Annotated in this window: 20 protein-coding genes; 6 read left to right on the forward strand and 14 right to left on the reverse strand. The window is 73.7% G+C overall.

The annotated features are described in order from the left end of the window. Window positions 1-129 precede the first annotated feature (129 nt). The 4 genes from ABD832_RS32970 to ABD832_RS32985 all read left to right on the forward strand — a co-directional run bounded on the left by ABD832_RS32970 (window position 130) and on the right by ABD832_RS32985 (window position 4,504). Window positions 130-1,038, forward strand: a complete 909-nt coding sequence (locus ABD832_RS32970; RefSeq protein ID WP_344903375.1) for an ABC transporter ATP-binding protein — start codon at window positions 130-132, stop codon at window positions 1,036-1,038. A 46-nt stretch (window positions 1,039-1,084) separates the two neighbouring features. Beyond that, window positions 1,085-1,852, forward strand: coding sequence for an ABC transporter permease (locus ABD832_RS32975; RefSeq protein WP_344903378.1), 768 nt, complete (start codon window positions 1,085-1,087; stop codon window positions 1,850-1,852). A gap of 81 nt (window positions 1,853-1,933) precedes the next feature. Beyond that, the gene (locus tag ABD832_RS32980) at window positions 1,934-3,373 is read left to right on the forward strand and encodes a glycosyltransferase family 39 protein (protein WP_344903381.1); all 1,440 of its coding nucleotides are present in this window, start codon (window positions 1,934-1,936) and stop codon (window positions 3,371-3,373) included. Window positions 3,374-3,586: 213 nt separating this feature from the next. Continuing rightward, window positions 3,587-4,504 (forward strand): EamA family transporter, encoded by a 918-nt coding sequence (locus ABD832_RS32985; protein WP_344903383.1) that lies wholly within the window; start codon window positions 3,587-3,589, stop codon window positions 4,502-4,504. Window positions 4,505-4,628: 124 nt separating this feature from the next. On the opposite strand, the gene ABD832_RS32990 is transcribed toward ABD832_RS32985, so the two are convergent. From ABD832_RS32990 to ABD832_RS33045, 12 genes are all read right to left on the reverse strand, one after another. After that, on the reverse strand, window positions 4,629-5,312 hold the full coding sequence (locus ABD832_RS32990; protein ID WP_344903386.1) for a GntR family transcriptional regulator: 684 nt from the start codon (window positions 5,310-5,312) through the stop codon (window positions 4,629-4,631). A gap of 175 nt (window positions 5,313-5,487) precedes the next feature. Further along, entirely contained in the window at window positions 5,488-6,195 is a 708-nt protein-coding gene (locus ABD832_RS32995) for an ABC transporter ATP-binding protein (protein WP_344903389.1), read from the reverse strand. Then, window positions 6,188-7,135, reverse strand: a complete 948-nt coding sequence (locus tag ABD832_RS33000; RefSeq protein ID WP_344903392.1) for an ABC transporter ATP-binding protein — start codon at window positions 7,133-7,135, stop codon at window positions 6,188-6,190. The genes ABD832_RS32995 and ABD832_RS33000 overlap by 8 nt, the downstream gene beginning before the upstream one ends. Next, a complete protein-coding gene (locus ABD832_RS33005; protein WP_344903395.1) occupies window positions 7,132-8,031 on the reverse strand; it encodes a branched-chain amino acid ABC transporter permease in 900 nt (299 codons plus the stop codon). The genes ABD832_RS33000 and ABD832_RS33005 overlap by 4 nt, the downstream gene beginning before the upstream one ends. 63 nt (window positions 8,032-8,094) lie before the next feature. Beyond that, the gene (locus ABD832_RS33010) at window positions 8,095-8,988 is read right to left on the reverse strand and encodes a branched-chain amino acid ABC transporter permease (RefSeq protein ID WP_344903398.1); all 894 of its coding nucleotides are present in this window, start codon (window positions 8,986-8,988) and stop codon (window positions 8,095-8,097) included. Then, window positions 8,985-9,194: a hypothetical protein gene (locus tag ABD832_RS33015; protein WP_344903401.1), complete on the reverse strand. Its 210-nt coding sequence runs from the start codon at window positions 9,192-9,194 to the stop codon at window positions 8,985-8,987. Before ABD832_RS33015 ends, ABD832_RS33010 begins: the two co-directional genes overlap by 4 nt. After that, complete coding sequence (locus ABD832_RS33020) at window positions 9,191-10,366, reverse strand: branched-chain amino acid ABC transporter substrate-binding protein (RefSeq protein WP_344903404.1); 1,176 nt, start codon at window positions 10,364-10,366, stop codon at window positions 9,191-9,193. Before ABD832_RS33020 ends, ABD832_RS33015 begins: the two co-directional genes overlap by 4 nt. A 353-nt stretch (window positions 10,367-10,719) precedes the next feature. Further along, window positions 10,720-11,721, reverse strand: coding sequence for a proline racemase family protein (locus ABD832_RS33025; protein WP_344903407.1), 1,002 nt, complete (start codon window positions 11,719-11,721; stop codon window positions 10,720-10,722). Between the two features lie 103 nt (window positions 11,722-11,824). Further along, window positions 11,825-12,718, reverse strand: coding sequence for a dihydrodipicolinate synthase family protein (locus ABD832_RS33030; protein WP_344903410.1), 894 nt, complete (start codon window positions 12,716-12,718; stop codon window positions 11,825-11,827). After that, on the reverse strand, window positions 12,715-14,358 hold the full coding sequence (locus tag ABD832_RS33035) for an FAD-dependent oxidoreductase (RefSeq protein ID WP_344903413.1): 1,644 nt from the start codon (window positions 14,356-14,358) through the stop codon (window positions 12,715-12,717). Before ABD832_RS33035 ends, ABD832_RS33030 begins: the two co-directional genes overlap by 4 nt. Further along, window positions 14,355-14,759, reverse strand: coding sequence for a (2Fe-2S)-binding protein (locus ABD832_RS33040; protein WP_344903416.1), 405 nt, complete (start codon window positions 14,757-14,759; stop codon window positions 14,355-14,357). The genes ABD832_RS33035 and ABD832_RS33040 overlap by 4 nt, the downstream gene beginning before the upstream one ends. Next, complete coding sequence (locus tag ABD832_RS33045) at window positions 14,756-15,940, reverse strand: NAD(P)/FAD-dependent oxidoreductase (RefSeq protein WP_344903419.1); 1,185 nt, start codon at window positions 15,938-15,940, stop codon at window positions 14,756-14,758. Before ABD832_RS33045 ends, ABD832_RS33040 begins: the two co-directional genes overlap by 4 nt. Window positions 15,941-16,103: 163 nt before the next feature. Here ABD832_RS33045 and ABD832_RS33050 point away from each other — a divergent pair, with 163 nt between their 5' ends. Together ABD832_RS33050 and ABD832_RS33055 are read left to right on the forward strand one after the other, a co-directional pair. After that, window positions 16,104-17,150 (forward strand): COX15/CtaA family protein, encoded by a 1,047-nt coding sequence (locus ABD832_RS33050; protein WP_344903422.1) that lies wholly within the window; start codon window positions 16,104-16,106, stop codon window positions 17,148-17,150. Window positions 17,151-17,229: 79 nt separating this feature from the next. Next, entirely contained in the window at window positions 17,230-17,910 is a 681-nt protein-coding gene (locus ABD832_RS33055; RefSeq protein ID WP_344903425.1) for a SanA/YdcF family protein, read from the forward strand. On the opposite strand, the gene ABD832_RS33060 is transcribed toward ABD832_RS33055, so the two are convergent. Beyond that, entirely contained in the window at window positions 17,898-19,082 is a 1,185-nt protein-coding gene (locus ABD832_RS33060; RefSeq protein WP_344903428.1) for a PrsW family intramembrane metalloprotease, read from the reverse strand. The two genes, ABD832_RS33055 and ABD832_RS33060, sit on opposite strands and share 13 nt — an antisense overlap. 322 nt (window positions 19,083-19,404) lie before the next feature. Beyond that, on the reverse strand, window positions 19,405-20,364 hold the full coding sequence (locus ABD832_RS33065; protein ID WP_344903430.1) for a heme o synthase: 960 nt from the start codon (window positions 20,362-20,364) through the stop codon (window positions 19,405-19,407). Window positions 20,365-20,535: the final 171 nt, after the last annotated feature.

The following is a 20,535-nucleotide window of genomic DNA, read 5'->3' on the forward strand; positions in this document are numbered from 1 at the left end:
GAAAAAGGACAGGGAACAGCGGGTCCGCCACGCGACCGGACCCCCTCACGCGCCGCCCGCGAGCCGCGGGCGCGCCGGACATGTGGTCCGGAAGCGGGAGCGCCGGAGGCGGTCTCTAAACTCGTGGCCATGGACTCCCCAGCCGTCGCGATCGTCGACCTGGTCAAGAGATACGGCGGGACGACCGCGGTCGACGGCCTGACCCTCACCGCGGCCCGCGGCGCGGTCACCGCGGTGCTGGGCCCCAACGGGGCCGGCAAGACCTCCACCGTGGAGATCTGCGAGGGGTTCCGCAGGGCCGACTCGGGCAGCGTGAAGGTGCTGGGGCTCGACCCGTCCGCGCGGGAGCTGCGGGCCAGGGTCGGGGTGATGCTCCAGGCCGGCGGCGTCCCGCCCGCGGCCCGCTGCGGGCAGTGGCTGCGGCTGATGGCCCGCTTCCACGCCCGTCCGCTCGACCCCGGGGCACTGCTGGAGCGGCTCGGGCTGACCGAGCACGCCCGCACCCCGTACCGCAGGCTCTCCGGCGGCCAGCAGCAGCGACTGTCGCTGGCCGGGGCGGTCGTCGGCCGTCCCGAGCTGGTCTTCCTCGACGAGCCGACCGCGGGCCTGGACCCGCAGGCCAGGCACGCCTGCTGGGAGCTGGTCCGCGAGCTGCGCGCGAGCGGGGTCTCGGTGGTGCTCACCACCCACCACATGGACGAGGCGGAGCGCCTGTCGGACCAGATCGTGATCATCGACCGCGGCCGGGTGGTCGCCGAGGGCACGCCCTCCTCCCTCACCGGCGCCGAGCGGCAGCTGCGCTTCCGCGCCCGGCCGGGACTCTCCCTGGACGAGCTGCTCGCCGCCCTGCCCGTCGGCAGCGCGGCCAAGGAGTCGCCGGCCGGGCACTACATCATCGAGGGACAGGTCGTGCCGGAGCTGCTGGCGACCGTGACGACCTGGTGCGCGGCCGAGGGCGTGACCGCGGACGACCTCAGCATCGAGCGGCGCACCCTGGAGGACGTCTTCCTCGAACTGACCGGGCGTGAGCTCCGTTGACGCGGCCCGCCCCGAAGGAGACCCCGCCTCGAAGGAGACGACGCACATGACGACCCTGGACCTCACCCCGGCCCCGGGGGCCGCGCCGCTGGGACGGATGGTGGCGGCCCAGACCGGCGCGGAGATCCGGGCGATGCTCCGCAACGGCGAGCAGCTGCTGCTGACGATGATCATTCCGGTGCTGCTGCTCGTCGGCCTCTCGGTCGCCCCCATCCTGGACGTGGGCGGCGGCTCCCGGATCGACTTCATGACCCCGGGGGTGCTCGCGCTGGCCGTGATGTCCACCGCCTTCACCGGGCAGGCCATCGCGACCGGCTTCGAGCGCCGCTACGGGGTGCTGAAGCGGCTGGGGGCGACCCCGCTGTCGCGGACCGGGCTGATGCTGGCCAAGACGCTCGCGGTGATCGCCGTGGAGGTCGTCCAGGTCGCGGTGCTCTGCGCGGTGGCGGCCGCCCTGGGATGGCGCCCGGCGGGCTCGCCGTTCGCGGCGCTGCTGCTGATCGTGCTGGGCACGGCCGCGTTCAGCGGCCTGGGCCTGCTGATGGCCGGGACGCTGCGCGCCGAGGCCACGCTCGCCGCGGCGAACCTGGTCTACCTGGTCCTGCTGGCCTGCGGCGGGGTCGCCTTCCCGCTGGAGCGGTTCCCCGAGGCGGTGCGGCCGGTGCTGGAGCTGCTGCCGATCTCCGCGCTCACCGGCGGGCTCCGCGCGGTGCTCGCCGACGGGGCGGGGCCGCCGGTGGCCGCGGTGGTGGTCCTCGCGGCGTGGGCGGCGGGGTCGCTCCTGCTGACCGCGCGGACCTTCCGCTGGGAATGATCGGGCTTTTTTCCGTAGAAATACGATCTTTTGTCAGAGAAAGACGATCAAGGGTGATCGTTTCCACCTAACATCCTCCGGGTGATCATTACCGGAGCGCGACGCCCGTCCCGGCCCGCGGGGGAACGGCAGGGGCGGACGTGGGCGGGCCCGGCCGCGGGGATCGTCGCCACGCTCGTCTGCGTCGCGGGGGCCTCCACGGTCTCCCACTCCTCGGACGAGCTCGCCACCCTCAGCGCGGCCCGCCGGAGCGCCGCGGGGCTGTGGGAGCTGGCCCAGCACATCGACGGGCACTTCCTGCCGTACTACGCGTTCATGCACCTGTGGCTGGAGTTCGGGCAGGCCGAGTGGTGGATGCGCCTGCCCTCCGCGCTCGCCACCGGCGTGGCGACCGCGCTGGTCGCCGACCTCGGGCGCCGGATGAGCTCGTGGCCCGCCGGGCTGGCCGCGGCCGTCGTCTACATCGCGCTGCCGTCGGTCTCCTACCACGGGCAGAACGCCCGCTCGTACGCGTTCGCCGCGGCCGCCGCGGTCCTGGCCACCTGGGCGCTGCACCGGGCGATCGAGGAGCCGGGACGGCGCCGCGGCTGGTGGGGGTACGCGGCCGCCGTGGCGCTGCTCGGCTGCACCCAGGTGTTCGCCCTGCTCGTCGCGGCGGCGCACCTGGCGGCGATCGCGCTGTACGGGCGGGGGGTGCTGCCCAGGGTGGTGGCCTGCCTGGCGGCCGGTCTCGTGCCGGGGGCCGTCTGGGCGGTGGTCGGGTTCGCCGAACGGCACGCGATCAGCTGGATCACCCTGCCGGGACCCGACGTGTTCCTGACGCTGCCCAAGATGATCGGTGGCACCGCCCTGGCCGGGGGCGCGCTGTTCCTGCTGGCGGCGGCGGCCCCCTTCCTGCGGCGCCACGGCGCCGACCGGCTCTGGGTGGCGCTGCTGGCCGGCTGGGCCCTCCTGCCGCCCCTGGCGCTGTTCGCCGTCTCCCACCTGATCACCCCGGTGTACGTGGACCGCTACCTGTTCGCGACGGTGCCCGGGTACGCGCTGCTGGCCGGGCTCGCGCTCGCCGCGCTGCCCCGGCCGCCCGCCGTCCTGGCGGTGGCGGGCGTGCTGGCGGCCGGGTTCCCCGGCCAGCTGGACGTGCGCGGGGAGGACGGGCACCACGAGAACTTCCCCCGGGCCGCGCGCATCCTGGCGAGCGAGGCGCGGCCCGGCGACGCCCTCGTCTACGGGCGCTCCTCGCTGCGCCAGGGCCTGCTCTACTACGGCGGCGCGGGCCTGCCCGACGACGTGATGCTCACGGGCCGCGACCCGCTGCCGGCCTCGTTCGGCTACCCGGAGCGCTCCGACCTGGCCGCCGCCGTCGCCGGGCGCGAGCGGGTCTGGGTCGTCTGGCGGGGCGGGTCCGAGGCGGCCTCGCGCGTCGACCGGGTCGCCGTCCTGACCGGGGAGGGGTTCGTCCGTACCAAGGCGTGGCGGACGGGCCGGGTGCCGGGCATGACGGTGGCCCTCTACACCCGCTGAGCGCGTACCCCGCACGGGCCCGGAGCGGGATCGTGGGGGCTTCGGGGGCACGGCGGGTCCGGGAGCGGGTCCGGAGGGGGCTCCATGGGATCGCTTCGGGCCTGTGGGAGCGCGGCGGGCCAGGGTGGACTCCGTCTCACATGGCGGAAGTCCCTGAGCGGGAACACCCCACCCGGTAAGGTGTGACCGACCTTTTCGCACCTGAGGAGTGCCGTGACCGCCGAAGCCCTGCACGGGCCCGCAGAACCCTACAAGCCCGGCCCGGTCAGACCCGGCGCGCTGCTGAAGGCCGCCTCCGACGCCGTTCCGCCGTCCGGGCTGGTCCTGCTGGCCATCCTGTCGGTCCAGGTCGGCGCGGGGTTCGCCAAGGACCTGTTCGGCCAGCTCTCGCCGAGCGCGGTGGTGTTCCTGCGGATCGCCACCGGAGCGCTGATCCTGGGGGCGGTCGCCAGGCCCCGGCTGAGGGGACTGACCCGGGGGGACGCGGCGGCGGGCGTGGCGTTCGGCGTGACGCTGGGCGTGATGAACCTGTCGTTCTACGAGGCGCTGGCCCGCCTTCCCATGGGGATCGCGGTGGCCATCGAGTTCCTCGGCCCGCTCGGCGTCGCGGTCGCGGCCTCGCGCCGCCGCCTCGACCTGCTCTGGGTGGCGCTCGCCGGATCGGGCGTGGTGCTGCTGGCCCCGTGGGGGACGGCGACGTCCAGGATCAGCTGGTCCGGGATCGCCTTCGCCCTGGTCGCGGCGGCCTGCTGGGCCGCCTACATCCTGCTGTCGGCCTCGGTCGGCCGGCGCTTCCCGGGGGCGACCGGGCTCTCCCTGGCGATGATCATCTCCTGCGTGGTGGTCGCCCCCGTCGGGATCTCCTCGGGCGGCGCCGACCTGCTCCGGCCCGAGGTGCTGCTGATCGGCCTGGGGGTGGGCCTGCTCTCGTCGGTGATCCCCTACTCGATCGAGCTGGAGGCGCTGCGCAGGATGCCCAAGCGGGTCTTCGGCATCCTGATGAGCCTGGAGCCGGCCGTGGCCGCGCTGGCGGGCCTGGTGATCCTGGGCGAGGTGCTCCAGGTACGCGAGTGGGCGGCGGTCGGCTGCGTGGTCATCGCGACCCTGGGCGCCACCCGCTCCTCCGGCTGACCTCGGCGCCCGGGCCGATCCACCGTGCCCCCGGGGTCCACCGCGGCTCCGGCCCGTTCCCGGCCCTGGCCTGTTCCAAGTTCCGTTCCGTTCGCGGCTGCGGACGGGGTGGCCGGGGCGGGTGTCAGGGCTCGGTGGCCCCGGCCCAGATGCCCCGGACGTGCTGGATGTGGTGCTGCATCAGCCGCTCGGCGCCGTTCGCGTCTCCGGTGGAGAGCAGCTCCAGCAGGGCGAGGTGCTCGCGGGCGGAGTCGGCGAGCCGCCCGCGCCGGTGGAGGCCGGACAGCCCGTACAGGCGGGCCCGGTTGCGCAGGTCGCGGACCACCTCCACCAGGTGGGAGTTGCCCCCCAGGGCGAGCAGCTCCAGGTGGAAGCGGATGTCGGCGTCGACGTAGGCGAGCAGGTCGCCCCGCTCGGCCGCGTCGACGATCTCCTGGGCCATCGGGCGGAGCGTCTCGAAGGCCGGTGCGCGACCGGTGTCGGCCAGCCGCGTCACCGTGGGCACCTCGATGAGCTCGCGGATCTCCGCCAGCTCGTCCAGGTCGCGCTCGGACATCTCGCTGACCCGGAAGCCCTTGTTGCGCACCGCCTCGACCAGGCCCTCCTTGGCCAGGTCGAGCATGGCCTCGCGCACCGGGGTGGCCGAGACCCCGAACTGGGCGGCCAGCAGCGGGGCGGAGTAGACCATGCCGGGCCGCATCTCACCGGTGATCAGGGCCGCCCGCAGCGCGTGGGCCACCTGCTCCCGCAGGCTCTGTCTCTCCCCCACCGCGGGCAGGTCGAGCCGGCCGTCCGCCCTCGAAGCCATACCGGAGCCTCTCCTGTCGACCGCGTCCACGTCCGGCGGACGGAACCCGCCACCGTCACATCCTCCCAGGCGGTGCGCCCGCCATCGAACATCCGAGGTCCGGCGGGGTTCTCCGTCGAACCCGCACCGGACCCGCACCGGCCCCGTCGCCGAACCTCGTTCCCGGACCCCGCCGTCAGACCCCGCCGAGGTAGGCCTCGACGACCCGGGGGTCCCGGCGGAGCTCGGCGGCCGGCCCGGCCAGCAGGCAGGCACCGTTCTCGATCACGTACCCGCGGTGCGCGATCCCCAGGGCGGCCGTGGCGTTCTGCTCGACGAGCAGCACCGAGGTCCCCTCGGCGTTGATGCCCGCGATGAGCTCCATGACCGAGGCGACCACCAGCGGGGCCAGGCCCATGGACGGCTCGTCGAGCAGCAGCAGGCGCGGCCCGGTGACCAGCGCCCTGCCGATGGCGAGCATCTGCTGCTCGCCGCCCGAGAGCGTGCCGCCCTGCTGGGTACGCCGTTCCGCCAGGCGGGGCAGCAGCCCGTAGACCCGCTCGATCCGGCCGCGGACCTCCGCCTGGTCGCGAACCAGGTAGCCGCCCAGCTGGAGGTTCTCGTGGACGCTCAGCGTGCTGAAGATCCTGCGTCCCTCGGGGACGTGCACCAGGCCGGAGGCGGTGATCCGGTGCGGTTTCTCACCGGTGATCCTCCGCCCGTCGAAGGTCACGCCGCCGCCGCTGGGGCGTACCAGCCCCGAGACCGCGGACAGCGTGGTGGTCTTGCCTGCGCCGTTGTTGCCGAGCAGGGCCACGATCTCGCCCTCGCCGACGGTGAGGGAGAGCCCGCGCAGCGCGTGCACGCCGCCGTAGTGGACGTCCAGGTCCTCGATCTCAAGCATCGGCGTCGCTCCCGGCGGTCCTGTCACGTGCGGGGGTACGGTTCCCGGCCCCGTCCCCGGAGCCGCCCGCGGGGTCGTCCCCGTCGGCGCCGCCAGCGTCCGGGGCCCGTGTGTGCGCGGCGTCCGTGCCCGGCGTGGTCCCGGAGGGATCGTCCTGCGGGGTGTCCCTCTCCCCCGCGGTGATGTCACCGCCGAGGTAGGCCTCGATGACGGCCGGGTTCCGCCGGACGTCCTCGGGACGGCCGTCGGCGATCTCCCTGCCGAAGTTGAGCACGACCACCCTCTCGGAGACCTCCATGACCAGCCCCATGTCGTGCTCGATGAGCACGATGGCCACGCCCAGGGCCTGGATGCGCCGGATCAGGTCGAGCATCTCGGCCTTCTCGCCGTGGTTGAGCCCGGCGGCGGGCTCGTCCAGCAGCAGCAGGTCGGGCTTGCGGGCCAGGGCGCGGGCGATCTCGGTGCGGCGCTGCTCGCCGTAGGGCAGGTTGCGGGCCTGCCCGTACCGGTCGCCGCGCAGGCCCACGAAGTCCAGCCAGTGGTGCGCCTGCTCGGTGCACTCGCGCTCGGAGCGCCGGTACCGGGGGGTGTGCAGCAGGGCGTCGAAGACGCTCTGGCGCAGCCACAGGTGCGATCCGGCCCGTACGTTGTCCAGGACCGACAGCTCGCCGAACAGGCGCAGGTTCTGGAAGGTGCGCGCGACGCCGAGGGCGGCCACGGCCGAGGGCCGCAGTCCCGGCAGGTCCTTGCCGCGCAGGGTGATCCGGCCCGCGGTCGGCCGGTAGAAGCCGGTGACGCAGTTGAAGGCCGACGTCTTGCCCGCCCCGTTGGGCCCGATGACGGAGACGATCTCCGCCTCGTCCACCGAGAACGACAGGCCGTCGATGGCCGTCACCCCGCCGAAGGTCAGGCGCAGGTCGGTCACGCTCAGCAGGCTCACGGCACCTCCTTGGAACGGGCCGGCCACAGGCCCTGCGGGCGCAGCAGCATGAAGGCGATGAGCAGGACGCCGAACAGGAAGTAACGGTAGTCGGCCAGGTCCCGCAGGATCTCCGGCAGGATGCTGATCACGACGGCGCCCACCACGACGCCGGAGACCGAGCCCATGCCGCCGAGCACCACGGCCATCAGCACCAGCGCCGACGCCAGGAAGGTGAAGCTGCCCGGCGAGACGGCGGACAGCTGCGCGGCGAACAGCACCCCGGCCAGGCCGCCCCAGACAGCGCCGGCGATGTAAGCGGCGAGCTTGACCCGGTAGGTGTGCACGCCCATCGCCTCGGCGGCGTCCTCGTCCTCGCGGACGAACCGCCAGGCCCGGCCCAGCCGGGAGCGGCCCAGCCGCGCCGAGCCGAGGACCGCCAGCGAGACGACGGCCACGGTGACGTAGTAGAAGACCGCGGGGTTCTCCACCAGGGTCGGGATGCCGTAGATGCCCGACGGGCCGCCGGTGACGTCCAGGTTGTTGGCGGTGATCCGGATGATCTCGCCGAAGCCGAGCGTCACGATCGCCAGGTAGTCGCTGCGCAGCCGCAGGGTGGGCGCGCCGATGACGATCCCGGCGACGACGGTGACCACGATCACCGCAGGCACCGTGGCCAGCAGCGGCAGGTCGAACCGGGTGGCCAGCACGCCGCTGGTGTAGGCGCCGACCGCGAAGAAGGCGACGTAGCCCAGGTCGAGCAGGCCGCAGTAGCCGACCACGATGTTCAGCCCGGCCGCGAGCATCACGGCGATGGCCGCGCTGGTCATGACCGACAGCGCGTACGGGCTGGCGTTGACGAAGGGCGCCAGCAGCGCGATCAGCAGGCCGGCGGTGCCGGCCCACCTGTTCTGCATCAGCTTCGACGCCAGGCTGGGGGGGACGGTCCGTGCCGCGGCGGCGGACCTTGGTCCCGGCCGTCACACCCGCTCCGTGACGCGTTCGCCGAGCAGGCCGGTGGGCCGCACGGTCAGGAACAGGATCAGCACCCCGAAGGCGAACACGTCGCGCCACTCGCCGCCCAGCCAGAACGTGCCGAACGACTCCAGCAGCCCGAGCAGCAGCCCCCCGAGCATGGTGCCCGGGATGTTGCCGATGCCGCCGATGACCGCCGCGGTGAAGGCCTTGAGGCCGATCAGGAAGCCCATCAGGAAGTCGATCTTCCCGTAGTAGGCCCCGGCCATCACGCCCGCGGCCCCGGCCAGGGCCGAGCCGATGAAGAAGGTGCGGGAGATCACGGCGTTGACGTCGATGCCCATCAGCGCGCTGGTGCGCGGGTCCAGCGCGATGGCCCGCATGGCCCGTCCCTCGCGGGTGCGGGTGACCAGCAGGTTGAGCCCGGCCATCAGCACCACCGCGACCCCCACCAGGGCGAGCTGCTGCAGGGTGATCCGGGCGCCGAGGATCTCGATCGAGGTGCCGCCCAGGCGTACCGGGTAGACCCGCGGGTCGGCCCCGGCCGCCGCGCGCATCCCGTACTCCAGGGCGAAGGAGGCGCCGACCGCGGTGATCAGCAGGGACAGGCGCGGAGCGCGGCGGAGCGGCCGGTAGGCGATCCGCTCCAGCGCGACCCCGGCCAGGCCGGTGAGCGCCATGGTCGCCAGCAGGACCGCGAGCAGCAGCGGCAGCGCCATCGCCGAGGTCACGCCGCCGACCGCGCCGAGGATGGCGAAGCCGGCGAACGCGCCCAGCATGTACAGGTCACCGTGGGCGAAGTTGAGCAGCTTGATGATCCCGTACACCATGCTGTAGCCCAGGGCCACCAGGGCGTAGAACGAGCCGACGAACAGGCCGTTCCAGACGAGCTGCGTCATCGCGCGGCCCGCTTCCCCGGCGGGCGGTCCGGGCCGCCGTGCCCGCCGCTGCCGCCGGTGCCGCCGGCCGGACGCCGGTGACGGCCCCGGTACCCGGCGGGCTGCCGGTCCTCGGAGGACTCGGGGCGGGCGTCGTTCTCGCCGCCCCGGGCGCTCTCGCACCCGGCGTCGCCGCCGTAGGCGCCGGGTGAGGTGTTGCCGGTCATTTGAGGGAGTCCTGCAGGGCGAAGGCGTCGCCCTTCACGACGAGGATCTGGAAGCCGCCGTTGGCCAGGGTGTGCTCGGGGGTGAACTTCAGCGGCCCGGAGAACATCGAGAAGCCGTCGACCGCCTCCAGGGCCGAGATCACCTTCGGGCCGTCGGTGCCGCCCGCCTTGGTGACCGCCTCGGCGGCCAGCCGCACCGCGTCGTAGGCCTGGTTGGAGTACGGCCCGGGGTCGGTGCCGAACTTCTTCTTGTACGCGTCGATCCAGCCCTCGGCGCCCTCGAGGGTGTCGGGGGTCTGGGTCATGGTGGCGTAGACGCCCTCGGCGGCCTCGTCCCCGGCGATCTCGATCAGCTTGGGCGAGACCGAGCCGTCGCCGACCATGATGGAGCCCTTGTAGCCGGCCTGCCGCAGCTGGCGGGCGATCAGGCCGCCCTCCTGGAAGTAGCCCGTCCAGTAGACGAAGTCGGGCTTCTTGGCCAGCACGTTGGTGATGTTGGCGCTGTAGTCGCTCTCCTTGGGGGTGACCGCCTCGGTGATGACCGCCTCGGCCCCGTCGGGGGCCTTCAGCAGGGTCTCGGTCCGCAGTGCGATGTCCTTGGAGTAGCTGGTGTTGTCGTGCATCAGCGCGACGCTCTTGGCGCCCTGCTTGGTGATCCACTTCTCGGCGGCGGCGGCCTGCTGGGAGCCGGTGCCGTTGATCAGGAAGACGTGCTTGAGCTTCTGGTCCACCAGCTCCTGGGAGTTGGCGGCCGGGATGATCATCGGGATGCCGGCCTTGCCGAAGATCGGCAGGGTGGGTAGCGTCGCCCCGGAGCAGTAACCGCCCACGGAGACGTCGACCCCCTCGGTGACCAGCTTGTTGGCGCCGGCCGCCGCCGACTGGGCGTCACAGGCGTCGTCCGCGGTCTTCAGCTGCAGCTGGCGGCCGAGCACGCCGCCCTTGGCGTTGATCTCGTCGATCGCGAGCTGGGCCGCGTTGCTCATGTAGGGACCGATGGCGGCCTCGCTGCCCGACTGCGGGATCAGCATGCCGAGCACGATCGGCTCGCCCTTCTTGCCGGCCGCCTGGCCGCCGTCCTCGCCGCCGCCGAGCAGCCCCTGGCCACATCCGGTGACCAGGAGACCGAGGACGGCCAGGGACGTGAAGGATTTCAGGGGGATGGCGCGCATTGCCGCTCCTCACATCTGGTGATGTGTGACATTGCATGGGTAAGGGAAGCACAACGTCAAGGGCCGAAATCAGACCGTTAGCGTTAAGTGGCCGTTTCCCCGCGAAACCCCTTCCGCCGGGTACGAACCGTCGTCGTGGCGCTCCCGGCGGGCCCTTCCCGGCTCCGGGCAGGGGGGCGTCGCGGGGGTTTCCGGACAGGCCGAATCCGGCCCCGGCCGGAGCGGGTCCCCGGGTCCGCGACACGGTCGTGACAGGGCCGCAGCTGGTCCACGAGGCTGCGAAACGGTCGTGACGGGGCTCGGTCGTGACAGAGCCGGAGCGGGACACGGTCGTGACGGGGCCGGAGCTGCGGTCAGAGCAGGAAACCGGCCGGGAACGGGTCGGAGGGGTCCAGGAAGTACTGCGCGGTGCCGGTGATCCACGCCCTGCCGGTGACCGTCGGGATCACCGCGGGCAGGTCCGCCACCCGGGTCTCCTCCACCAGTCGCCCGACGAACCGGGTGCCGATGAACGACTCGTTCACGAAGTCGGCCCCCAGCGGGAGCTCCCCCCTGGCGTGCAGCTGGGCCATCCGGGCGCTGGTGCCGGTGCCGCACGGCGAGCGGTCGAACCAGCCGGGGTGGATCGCCATCGCGTGCCGCGAGTGCCGGGCGTCCGAGCCCGGCGCGGTGAACTGCACGTGGTGGCAGCCCCGGATGGCGGCGTCCAGCGGATGGACGGGCTCGTCCTGCTCGTTGATCGCCCCCATGACGGCCAGGCCCGCCTCCAGGATCTCCTGCTTGTGCGAGCGCTCGAACGGCAGGCCCACGGACTCGATCGGCAGGATCGCGTAGTGGTTGCCGCCGTAGGCGAGGTCGTAGACGACCTCCCCGATGCCGGGCACCCGGACCACGCGGTCCAGGCCCACGCTGAAGGAGGGCACGTTGGTGATGGTCACCTCGACGGCGGCGCCGTCGGCGACCCGCACCTCGGCGACCACCAGCCCGGCGGGGGTGTCCAGCCGGATCGTGGTGACCGGCTCGACGACCTCGACCATCCCGGTCTCGACCAGGACGGTGGCGACCCCGATGGTGCCGTGCCCGCACATCGGCAGGCAGCCCGAGACCTCGATGTAGAGCACCCCGTAGTCGGCGTCGGGCCGGGTGGGGGGCTGCAGGATGGCGCCGCTCATCGCCGAGTGGCCGCGCGGCTCGTACATGAGCAGGGTGCGGACGTGGTCCATCTTTGCCAGGAAGTGCTCGCGCCGCTCGGCCATGGTCGCGCCCGGGATCACCCCCACTCCCCCGGTGATCACCCGGGTGGGCATGCCCTCGGTGTGGGAGTCCACCGCGTGGAAGACCCTTTTGGTTCTCATGGGCGCTCCTCGCGGGAGGGGTCTCCCGCCACGGACGGGCCGGGGACCGGCGGAACGGGCACGGGTACGCGTACGGGCCGGGCGGGGGCCGGCGACGCCGAGGTCATCGCATGCCCTCGGCCAGCGCCTTCTCGGTGGCCGCGCGCACGGCGGCCTCCTGCTCGCCGGCGAGCGCGAGCCTGGGCGGGCGGCACGGGCCGCCGGTGCGCCCGGCCAGGTCCATGGAGAGCTTGATGGCCTGGACGAACACCGGCCGGGAGTCCCAGCGCAGCAGCGGGTGCAGCGCGCGGTAGAGCGGCAGCGCGGTGGCCATGTCCCCCTCCGCGGCGGCCCGGTACAGCGCCACGGTCGAGACGGGCAGCGCGTTGGGGTACCCGGCGACCCAGCCGACCGCGCCCGCGGTGACCAGTTCCAGCAGCACGTCGTCGGCCCCGGCCAGCACGTCCAGGCCGGGTGCGAGCTCGGCGATCTCGTAGATGCGGCGGACGTCGCCGCTGAACTCCTTGACCCCGACGATCAGGCCCTCGCCGTACAGGGTGGCCAGCAGCTCGGGGGTCAGGTCCACGCGGGTGTCGAAGGGGTTGTTGTACGCCACCACCGGCAGGCCCGCCGCGGCCACCTCCCGGTAGTGCTCCACCACGGTCCGGTCGTCGGCCCGGTAGGCGTTCGGCGGGAGCAGCATCACCGCCCGGCACCCCGCCTCCGCGGCCTGCTCGGTCCAGCGCCGGGCCTCCAGGGAGCCGTACGCCGCCACCCCGGGCATCACCCGGTCGCCGCCGACGGCCGCCACCGCGGTCTCCACGACCGCGGCGCGCTCCTCGGGGGTCAGCGTCTGGTACTCCCCCAGCGACCCGTTCGGCACGACGCCGTCGCAGCCGGAGTCGACCAGCCACCGGCAGTGCTCGGCGTAGCCGTCCAGGTCGACGGAGAGGTCCTCGGCCAGGGGCAGCGCGGTGGCCACCATCACGCCGTGCCAGGGCTTCACGCGGGTCGTCATCGTTCATCCTTCCGGTGGGGTCGGTCCCGAGGGGGTTCGGGCCGGTCCGGGCCCGCCGGGGACACCGGCGGTTCCGTGGGAAAAGGCTCGGCTCCGGGACGCGCGGCTTCGGGATCGGCCTGTGCGGTCTCGGGCCCGGTCTGCGACGCGAGGGCACCGAGCCGGATCGGCTGGGCGATCGGGCGCCTGGCCGGGGCGGGGTCCTCACCGGCCAGGCAGGCGACCGCGTAGCCGCACATCCGGCCCTGGCACCAGCCCATCCCGGGCCGCGCCAGCAGCTTGACCGAACGAGCGTCGGCGGCGCCCATGGCCTGGGCCTCGCGCACGGCCGACAGGGGCACCTCCTCGCAGCGGCAGACGAGCGTGTCGTCGCGGAGCCAGTCCTGCCAGCCGGGCCGTACCGGGTACGCCTCCTGCAGGGCCCGCGCGAAGGCCGCGAGCCGGTCCCTGCGACGGGTCAGCGCGGGGTCGGGTCGACCGGCTGCGGGATCGGGCCGGTCGGGGGGCACAGGACCGGACGGGTCGACAGGCACGAGGTCCGCGGGACCGATAGACGCGGGAGGGAAGGCGGCCCGGCCGGTGGAGCGCCCCAGGCCGACGACGGCGGACCGGCCCGGGCCGCTGGCAGCGGACCGGCCCAGGTCGGTGACGGCGGAGCGGCCCGCGAGGCGGCCCTCCACCTCGGCCAGGACGGCGCCGCCCACGCCGGTGCTCTCCCCGGCCGCGTACACCCCGGGCACGCTGGTGCGCATGCTCGCGTCCACCGTGACGACCGCGCTGCCGTCGTGGTCGCGGCGGGTGGCGCAGCCGAGCTGGACCGGCAGGTCGAGCTGGGGGACGAAGCCGTAACTGCAGGCCAGGGTGTCGCACGCGACGGTCGTCGTCGAGACCGGCCGCCAGGCGGCGTCCAGGGTGGCGACGGTGACGTGGGTCAGCGCGGTGTCCCCGTGCGCGGCGACCACCGCCCGCCGTCCCCGGTACGGGATCCGGTGGCGGGCCAGGCGTGCCCCGTACCCCAGGGCCTCCCCGGCCCGGCCGGCCACCAGCATCGGGTGCGCGGCCAGCCCGAACCGGCCGTTGGCCTCGTACACGCCGACCACCCGTCCGCCGGCGTCGGCCAGGCCCGCGGCGACCGGGAGCAGGAACGGGCCTGTACCGGCGACCACGATCTCGCGCCCGGCGAGGACCAGGTCCCCCTTGAGGAGCGCCTGTGCCGCTCCCGCGGTGAGCACGCCGGGAAGGTCCCAGCCGGGGAAGGGCAGCGGCCTGTCGTACGCGCCGGTGGCGATCAGCAGCCCGCGCGCGGTCACCGTGCGGGGCCGCTCCTCGCGGTCCCCCTCCAGGCAGCGCAGGACGACCGTCTCGCCGGTGTGCTCGACCGCCCACACCCGGTGGCGCAGCAATACCTCGGCGCGCTCCGTGAGCAGATCCCAGCGGCGGGTGAACCCGTCGAGGCCGTGGTGCAGGGCACCGGGCCGGGCCGCGCGGAAGCCCTCGGCCGGACGGCGGAAGTACTGTCCACCCGGCCTGGCCGCGCCGTCGAGCAGCACCACGTCCAGCCCGGCCAGGGCGGCGGTCAGCGCACCGGCGACCCCGGCGGGGCCCGCGCCGACCACGGCCAGGTCGTGGATCCGCGTCACGGACCGCTCACCGCCCCTCCTCCGTCGCTCCCGCCGTCGTCCCCGAGGTCCCCGGGGTCCCCGATCTCTGCTGTGTCCCCGCTGTCCCCGGTGTCCCCGGTGTCCCCGGTGTCCCCGGCGGCGCCGGTGGTCACCCGGTCCTCGGGGCGGGCCTCGGTCAGGCAGGCACGCAGGGAGGGAACGCCGTTCACCGTGACCAGGCAGTCGAAGCAGACCCCGATGCCGCAGAACAGCCCGCGCGGGCGCCCGCCGAACCTGGTGGTCCGCCAGGACCGGATGCCCGCGCCGTGCATGGCCGCGCCGATCGTCTGACCGGGGATCACCGGGACACCGACGCCGTCCACGCTGATCTCGAAGCCCGGCTCGGGACGTGCCCGCACCAGGTCGTACGGCCCTCTCACGATGCCTCCTCGGCGAAGCGGTCCGGGCGGAAGGGGGTGAGGTCCAGCTCGGGGCGGAGGCCCGCCAGGAGCCGGGCGATGAGGTGGCCGGTGGCCGGGGCCAGGCCGATGCCCGCGCCCTCGTGGCCGCAGGCGTGGTAGAGACCCCGTACCCGGGGGTCCTCGCCGATCACCGGCAGGTGGTCGGGGCAGTACGGGCGGAACCCGCAGTAGGCGCGGATCGCCCGATGGTCCGCCAGGGCCGGGAACAGCTCCACAGCCTGGCGGGCGAGGCGTTCGAGCACCGGGATCGAGACCGTGCGGTCGAAGCCGACCCGCTCCCGGCTGGCGCCGATGAGTACCGGCCCGGACGGGGTGCTCTCCACCACCGCGGACGTCTCCAGCCCGGCGGAGTCGCTGGCCACCGCGGTGACGTAGGCGGCGGTGTAGACCTTGTGCCGGACGAGCGGCCCGGCGAGGGGCTCGGTGACCAGGATGAAGCCCCGCCGGGGCAGGATCGGGACGTGCACCCCGGCCAGCGCGGCGACCTGGCCGCCCCAGGTGCCCGCGGCGTTGACCACGGCCCCGGCGAGGATCTCTCCCTGGTCGGTGGTGACACCGGCGATCCGGCCGCCGCGGCGGACGAAGCCGGTCACGGTGACGCCGGTGCGCAGCATCAGGGCGCCGTGGCCGAACCGCTCGGCGCCCCGCCGGATGAGCCCGGCCGCCGCCAGCATGGGGTGGACCTGGGCGTCCTGCGGGTAGAACACGCCCCCGGCGAACCCCCGGGCCAGGTGCGGCTCGTAGTCGTGCAGCTCTCCGGGACCGGCCAGGACGTGCTCGACACCCTGCGCGGCGGCCAGGCCGGTGAGCGCCTCCAGGACCTCGTCCGTCTCGGCGACCACCAGGCCGCCCTTGGCCTCGAACTCGAACCCGCCCGCCGCTTTTCCTGATCCGTTCCCCGGTCCGTCACCCGTCTCGGCCCCGGCCAGGTCGCGCCAGAGGCGGTTGGACAGCAGGGCCAGGTCCAGCTCGGGTCCGGGCTCCTTGTCGGAGACCAGGATGTTGCCCTCACCGGCGCCGGTCGTCCCCCCGGCCACGGGTCCCCGGTCGACGACCACCACGTCGAGTCCGGCGCGGGCGGCGTAGTAGGCGCAGGCGGCACCGACGACCCCGGCCCCGATGACCACGACGTCCGGCATGTCCCACCTCGCTCTCGCGGCCCGGATCCGTCAGTACTATGTCACATACCTTTAATCGGATCAATGTCCCAAATCGGACATCGAGGGGACGCTCCGCCCGGCCCCCCCTCACCCGCCGGGGTCCGCCACGGGACCGCCCACCTGGCCGCCTACCATATGAGCCGTGAAACACCTCCTTGACCGGGCCGGCCGGCGCGCCCTGAGCGCGGCGCGGATCGTGGGTCCCCCGACCCTTCCCACCGTGCACCGCTGGGCGCTGGTGGCGGTGGCCGTCAACGTCCTGATCACCGTCACGGGCGCGGCGGTGCGGGTCACCGGCTCGGGGCTGGGGTGCCCCACCTGGCCCCGGTGCACGCCGGAGAGCTTCGTCCCCAGGGCCCACGACGAGATCTCGCCGATCAACATGGCGATCGAGTTCGGCAACCGGCTGCTCTCCTTCGTGGTGCTGATCATCGCCCTGGGCTGCCTGTTCGCCGCCCTGCGGCTGCTGCCCCGGCGCCGCGACCTGGTCCTGCTGGCCTGGGTGCAGCCGATCGGCGTGGCCTTCCAGGGCGTGTGGGGCGGCCTGGTCGTGCGCAGCGCGCTCAACCCGGTCACCGTGAGCGTGCACTTCCTGGTCTCCATCGGCATGACCGCCGCGGCGTACGCGCTGTACGCGCGTTCCCGCCGGTACGAGGGCCCGGAGCCGCCGGTCCGCCGCGAGGTGCGCGCGCTCGCCTGGGCCCTGCTGGCGTCCACGTTCGTCCTGGTGGTCGCGGGTGTGGTGGTCACCGGCACCGGCCCGCACTCCGGCGACGAGATGGCCTCCCGGTTCGGCTTCGACATCGAGACCGTGGCGCGGATCCACGCCGACATCGCCTACGTGACGGTCGGCCTCACCTTCGCGCTGGCGTTCGCGCTGCACCTCACCGGCGCCCCCGGACGCGCCCGCCGGGCCGCGTGGACACTGCTGGCCGTGGAGGCGGCCCAGGGCCTCATCGGCTACGTCCAGTACTTCACCGGGGTGCCCGCGGCCCTGGTCAACCTGCACGTGCTCGGCGCCGCCCTGGTCTGGGTCTGCGCGCTGCGGGTGCTCTTCGCGACCCGCCCGTACGTCCCGGCCGAGCCCTCCGGAAACACCGGGACCGGGACCTCCGGGACCTCCGGGACCGGCGAAGCGGACCGGCTCGACGGCACCCCTGCCGCCCCCGCCCCCACCGTCCCCGCCTGACCCCCGCGTCCTCCCGGCCCCGTTCCCCCGCTCACCCCGCAGGTTCGACACGGTCCCGCCCGGCCGGGACAATGATCGGATGTCACCGTCACGACGGGCCCTCCGCCTCTGCTACCAGGGCGCCGTGCTGCTGAGCGTCCTGACGATCGCGCCGCTGACCTGGGTCTGGCTGGCCAGTTCCGGACACCGCGCAGTCGCCGGCACCTCCCCCGGCTGGACGGCCGGGGTGCCCGCGGCGCCGGTGGCGCTGGTGCTGGGGGCCGCCGCCTTCGGGGGCACCCCCTCCCCCATGCTGGCCAGGCGGCTGGACATCTCCGCCGAGCTGTACCGGGCCGGCAGGGTCAGGGCGATCCTGCTCTCGGGCGACAACGGCCGGGTGGGCTACGACGAGCCGACCGTGATGCGCGACTACCTGCTCGCCCGGGGGATCCCCGGGCACGCGCTCGTCCTCGACCACGCGGGCTTCGACACCTGGGACTCCTGCGTGCGGGCCCGTACCGTGTTCGGCGCCACCCGGCTCACCGTGGTCACCCAGGTCTTCCACCTGCCCAGGGCCGTCACGCTCTGCCGTACCGCGGGCCTGGAGACCTTCGGCGTGGGCGACGACTCCTCACGGGTGTGGGCGTCCACCTACGCCTACGCGGCCCGCGAGTTCGCCGCCGCGGCCAAGGGGCTCCTGGACTCGGTGGTCCTGGACTCCGCGCCGGTCTTCCCCGGGCCGCGCGAGACCACCCTGGAGGCGGCGCTTCAGCCGAGGTGAGCGCCTCCGGCCGGGGGCGCGGGGAACGGTGAGGGCGGCGGGGGCGGGGGCACCGCGGGGAACCGGGCGCGGGCGGCGGCCATGCACTCCAGCAGCGCCCGCTGCTCGGCGTTGAAGGTGGGCTCGTCGATCACGTGTCCCCTGGCCCGCTCGTGCAGCAGGCCCAGCTCGGTCGCGGCGAGCTGGTAGTCGCTCATCGCCCGCAGCCCGGGCCGCCCCCCGTTGGCCCTGGCCCACTGCCTGGCGTGCCGGCGGCCCGGCAGGGACGAGAGCATCGCGACGTCGGCGGAGGAGACCAGGCCGGTCGCCCAGTAGGCGGGCAGGTAGGCCTGGATGAGCCCGATGATGCGCTTGCGGTCGCGGAAGACGATCCAGATCAGGACGAACAGCACGATCATCAGCAGCACGTACGCGATGGCCAGGCCGGCGATGCCGACGTAGGAGGCGAAGCCGTTCCAGATGCCGTGCAGCAGCATCGCCCCGGCCCATCCGGCGGCGATGACGAGGATCCGGCCCGGCCCGCGCCGTTGCGCCGCGTAGGCCACCGCGACGCCGATCATCGAGGTGAACAGCGGGTGCGCGAACGGCGACAGGACCCCGCGCAGCACGACGGTCACCGCCAGGCCCTGCGCGCCCATCTCGTCGAGCGCGGCCACGTAGTAGCTGACGTTCTCGCTCATGGCGAAGCCGAGGCCGACCATGCAGGCGTAGATGATGCCGTCGGTGGGCCCGTCGAGCTCGGCGCGCCTGAACCTGAGCAGGCCCAGCAGGACCAGGCCCTTCATCGTCTCCTCCACCACCGGGGCGCCGAACGTGGCGGTGAGGTTGCGCGCGTAGTCGTAGCCCAGCCGGACGGTGTTCTCCAGGTAGATCAGGTTGAAGGAGTTGATCACCCCGGCGAACAGGACCGCCACCCCCGCGCCCCAGGCGAACGCGAAGACCAGGTTGCCGCGCGGCTCCGGTTCGATCCGGTCCAGCGCCAGCACCGCGGCCAGCAGCACCGGGACGGGCGCCAGCGCCAGGGCCAGGGCGATGAAGAAGTAGACCGGGTCGCCGTTCAGCACGTCGAAGGAGAGCGACACCAGGCCGCAGAGCCCGGTCAGCACGAGCCCGCCGATCAGCGCGCGTGACGGACGGTCCCTGAGCACCCATCGGGGATCACTGCTGGACATGTGGCAACCGTAACCGCTGATGTGCACACCACGGCTCGTACAGGGGGATCCCACCTCCGGCGTCGGCGATCGGCCGGGCGCGGATCACCGGGTGGGCGACCGGACGGCGGATCGTCCGGCGGCGGGGCCCCCACACCCTGCCGACGGTCCGGCGGCCCCGTACGGCCGCCTGGAATCCCGTGACCCTACCGGGTGGGGGCCCGCTTCCGCGAGCGAACCCGGAATCCGGCCGGTACCCGTCACCGGTGACCACGAGCGTCCCTTCCCGTCCCTCACGGGCCCGTCCCGAGGGTCGCGGGGAGACCGCGGCCCGGGGGCTGCCTCAGACGAGCATCGAGTCGATCGCCACGGCCAGGAACAGCAGCGCCAGGTAGGCGTTGGACCAGTGGAAGAAGCGCATCGGTCGCAGGTCGACCCCGGTCTTGCCGGCGTTGACCCGGCCCATGAGGCGGTGCACCTCCCACAGGCAGGCGGCGCCCAGGACGGCGGCGACCACCGGGTAGAGCGCGGTGGTGCCGGCCACCGGCCACAGCAGCAGCGAGCAGAGCACGGTGGCCCAGGTGTAGACGATGCTCTCCATCACCACGCGGCGCTCGGTGGCGACCACCGGGAGCATGGGGACCTTGGCCGCGGCGTAGTCCTCCTTGTAGCGCATGGCCAGGGTCCAGGTGTGCGGCGGCGTCCAGAAGAACACCACGCCGAAGAGCACCACGGGCGCCCAGTCGAGCCTTCCGGTGACACCGGCCCAGCCGATCAGCACCGGCATGCACCCGGCGAGCCCGCCCCAGACCACGTTCTGCGAGGTCCGCCTCTTGAGGATCATCGAGTAGACCAGAACGTAGAACAGGTTCGCGGCCAGCGACAGGCCCGCGGCGAGCCAGTTCACCGTCAGGCCCAGGCCCAGGGTGGACAGCACGCCCAGGACGATCCCGAAGATCAGCGCGTTGGTGGGCGGGACCAGGTCGCGGGCCAGCGGCCGGCGCCGGGTGCGGCGCATGGCCGCGTCGATGTCCCGGTCGATGTAGCAGTTCAGGGCGTTGGCGCTACCGGCCGACAGGGTGCCGAAGACCAGGGTGTTGACGGCGGTCCAGAGCGGCGGCAGGCCCTTGGCCGCCAGGAACATCACCGGCAGCGTCGTGATCAGCAGCAGCTCGATGATCCGCGGCTTCGTGAGGGCCACGTACGCCTTCACGACGTCGCCGAGGGAGCGGGTCGCGCCCGGCGTGTGCGGGGTCGCGCCCGGCTCGTGCGGGGCCGTCGATTGCTTGTCGGTGAGCACCATCTAAGGCGCTTCCAGCACGTGCGGGGTCAACGCGTAACCTCTGATTAGAGCGGATCCGTGAATGCGGGCACCAGCCAGCCTTGAGGACTCAACTGTAGTTGCAGGGGGGGACGGTCCCGGCACGGGGTACGGAAGCGGCACGGCGCGCCACCCCGCGGGGACGGCGTCCGG

Source organism: Streptosporangium longisporum (genome assembly GCF_039534895.1).
Lineage (GTDB): Bacteria > Actinomycetota > Actinomycetes > Streptosporangiales > Streptosporangiaceae > Streptosporangium > Streptosporangium longisporum.

Excerpts from the sequence above, each read along its gene's own strand:
- ABD832_RS33005 (WP_344903395.1), bottom strand. The coding sequence starts at position 8,031 with ATGCAGAACAGGTGGGCCGGCACCGCCGGCCTGCTGATCGCGCTGCTG.
- ABD832_RS32975 (WP_344903378.1), top strand. The coding sequence starts at position 1,085 with ATGACGACCCTGGACCTCACCCCGGCCCCGGGGGCCGCGCCGCTGGGA.
- ABD832_RS32990 (WP_344903386.1), bottom strand. The coding sequence starts at position 5,312 with ATGGCTTCGAGGGCGGACGGCCGGCTCGACCTGCCCGCGGTGGGGGAG.
- ABD832_RS33015 (WP_344903401.1), bottom strand. The coding sequence starts at position 9,194 with ATGACCGGCAACACCTCACCCGGCGCCTACGGCGGCGACGCCGGGTGC.
- ABD832_RS33060 (WP_344903428.1), bottom strand. The coding sequence starts at position 19,082 with ATGTCCAGCAGTGATCCCCGATGGGTGCTCAGGGACCGTCCGTCACGC.
- ABD832_RS33065 (WP_344903430.1), bottom strand. The coding sequence starts at position 20,364 with ATGGTGCTCACCGACAAGCAATCGACGGCCCCGCACGAGCCGGGCGCG.
- ABD832_RS33030 (WP_344903410.1), bottom strand. The coding sequence starts at position 12,718 with ATGACGACCCGCGTGAAGCCCTGGCACGGCGTGATGGTGGCCACCGCG.
- ABD832_RS33025 (WP_344903407.1), bottom strand. The coding sequence starts at position 11,721 with ATGAGAACCAAAAGGGTCTTCCACGCGGTGGACTCCCACACCGAGGGC.
- ABD832_RS33010 (WP_344903398.1), bottom strand. The coding sequence starts at position 8,988 with ATGACGCAGCTCGTCTGGAACGGCCTGTTCGTCGGCTCGTTCTACGCC.
- ABD832_RS32995 (WP_344903389.1), bottom strand. The coding sequence starts at position 6,195 with ATGCTTGAGATCGAGGACCTGGACGTCCACTACGGCGGCGTGCACGCG.
- ABD832_RS33020 (WP_344903404.1), bottom strand. The coding sequence starts at position 10,366 with ATGCGCGCCATCCCCCTGAAATCCTTCACGTCCCTGGCCGTCCTCGGT.
- ABD832_RS33055 (WP_344903425.1), top strand. The coding sequence starts at position 17,230 with ATGTCACCGTCACGACGGGCCCTCCGCCTCTGCTACCAGGGCGCCGTG.
- ABD832_RS33045 (WP_344903419.1), bottom strand. The coding sequence starts at position 15,940 with ATGCCGGACGTCGTGGTCATCGGGGCCGGGGTCGTCGGTGCCGCCTGC.
- ABD832_RS32970 (WP_344903375.1), top strand. The coding sequence starts at position 130 with ATGGACTCCCCAGCCGTCGCGATCGTCGACCTGGTCAAGAGATACGGC.